This window comes from Pseudoroseomonas ludipueritiae (genome assembly GCF_014490445.1).
Taxonomy (GTDB): Bacteria; Pseudomonadota; Alphaproteobacteria; order Acetobacterales; family Acetobacteraceae; genus Pseudoroseomonas; species Pseudoroseomonas ludipueritiae.
On record NZ_JACTUZ010000304.1, the window covers coordinates 1 to 2,065 of the forward strand.

The window sequence follows — 2,065 nt, forward strand, 5'->3', positions numbered from 1 at the left end:
CACGGCCGCCTGCCGCCAGGCCGCCGCCGTGGTGGCGCTGAGCGAGGGCATGGCCGAGACCGCCCTGGCGCGTGGCGCCGAGCCCGCGCGGGTGGCGGTGGTGCCCAATGGCTGCGACCTCGACCTCTTCGGCCCGCAGGTGGCGCCCTGGCGGCCGGAAGGTGCCGCGCCCTGGGAGGTGCTGGCCGTCTATGCCGGGGCGCATGGCCGCGCCAATGGGCTAGACCAGCTGCTCGATGCCGCCGAGATCCTGCAGTTCCGGGGCGAGCACCGCATCCGCCTGCTGCTGGTGGGGGAGGGGGGCGAGAAGCCCCGGCTGCGGCAGGCCGCCACCGAGCGTGGCCTGGCCAATCTCAGCTTCCTGGACAGCCTGCCGAAGCGGCAACTGGCGGCGCTGCTGGCGGGCGCGCAGGTGGGGGTGCAATGCCTGGCGCCGGTGCCGGAATTCGCCGAATGGACGGCGCCCAACAAGCTGATGGACTACCTGGCCGCCGGGCTGCCGGTGGTGGCCAATCTCTCCGGCCGCGCCGCGCGGCTGCTGGCGGGTGGGCCGGTGGCCTGCGGCATCCCGGCGCCGCCGGGCGATGCCGCCGCCCTGGCGGATGCCCTGGTCTGGATGGCCGACAACCCGCATCGCCGTGCCGAGATGGGGGCGGCCGCGCGCGCCCAGGCGGTGCGGCGCTGGGACCGCCGGCTTCTGGCCGCTGATTTCGTCCGCGCCGTGGAAGCGGCGGCGGGGGCTCCTCGCACTGCTGGGGAATGGGCCACCGCCTGATGCTGCCGGAACTGCATCTGGTCGCTTCCGCGCGGCCCAACCTGCCGAAGCTGGCGGCGCTCTGGCACGCGCTGGCGGAAGAAGCGCCGGCCTTTTGCCGCCCTGTGCTGGTCCATACCGGCCAGCACCACGACGCCGCCATGTTCGCCGGCCACCTGGCCGATCTCGGCCTGCCGGCGCCGGAGGTCTCGCTGGGTGTCTCCGGCGGTGGCCATGCGGCGCTGACCGGCCGCACCATGATGGCCTGCGAGGCCCTGTGGCAGGACCGCCGCCCCGTCCTGGTGGTGGTGCCCGGCGATGTGGACGGCACGCTGGCGGCGGCGCTGGCCGCGCGCAAGCTGCGCATCCCCGTGGCGCATCTGGAAGCCGGGCTGCGCTGCGGCGACCGCGACATGCCGGAGGAGATCAACCGCCGCGCGGTGGATGCCGTCTCCGACCTGCTCTGGGCGCCGGACCATGCCACCGCCGACCGCCTGCTGCGGGAAGGCCATGCGCCGGAAGCGGTGCGTGCCGTTGGCAACAGCATGATCGACACGCTGCTGCGCCGCCTGCCCGCCGCGCGGGCGCGGGCGCTGCCCGCCGGGCTGCGCCCCGGCGGCTATGGCGTGCTGACCCTGCACCGCCCGGCCAATGTGGACAGCCATCAGGCTCTGGCCATCCTGCTGGCGGCGGTGGCGGAAGCCGCCCGCGCCCTGCCGCTGGCCTGGCCGCTGCATCCGCGCACCGCCATGCGCATGGCGGAATTCGGCCTGGCCATGCCGCCGGGCGTGCTGCCGCTGCCGCCGCTGGGCTACCTTGATTTCCTGTCCCTGCTCAGCCGCGCCCGGCTGGTCGCCACCGACAGCGGCGGGGTGCAGGAGGAAGCGGCGGGGCTGGATGTGCCCTGCCTGACCCTGCGCCCTTCCACCGAACGGCCGGTGACGCTGGAATCCGGCGCCAACCAGCTTGTCACGCCCGCCGGCCTGCCGGCGGCGGTGGCCAGGGTGCTTTCGGGCGGCTGGCCACCCGCCCGGCCCATCCCCTTGTGGGACGCCGCCGTGGGCACCCGCATGGTGGCGCATCTCCGAACCGTGCTGGCCGCCGCCGAACCGACGCTGGAAACCGCCTGACGATGCCTGAGCCCGCCCCGCTGGTCTGCATGCTCTCCGCCGCGCATCCGCCCGCCGATGTGCGCGTGGTGGCCAAGGAAGGCGCCGCCCTGGCCGAGGCCGGCTGGCGCGTGCTGCACCTCTGCCCGGCGCCCGCGCGGCAGGATGCCTCCGCGCCGCTGCGCGAAGGTGCCGCGCCCGG

At 75.5% G+C, this 2,065-nt stretch carries 2 protein-coding genes; both read left to right on the top strand.

Annotated elements, in window-relative coordinates:
- On the top strand, positions 1-775 hold a 775-nt coding region (locus tag IBL25_RS25830; protein ID WP_187781302.1), incomplete at its 5' end, for a glycosyltransferase family 4 protein.
- A complete protein-coding gene (gene wecB / locus IBL25_RS25835; RefSeq protein ID WP_238940673.1) occupies positions 760-1,884 on the top strand; it encodes a non-hydrolyzing UDP-N-acetylglucosamine 2-epimerase in 1,125 nt (374 codons plus the stop codon). The genes IBL25_RS25830 and wecB, both read left to right, overlap by 16 nt.
- Positions 1,885-2,065: the final 181 nt, after the last annotated feature.

What these genes read in the sequence shown, in the direction of transcription:
- wecB (WP_238940673.1), top strand. Translation starts at nt 760, where the DNA reads ATGGGCCACCGCCTGATGCTGCCGGAACTGCATCTGGTCGCTTCCGCG.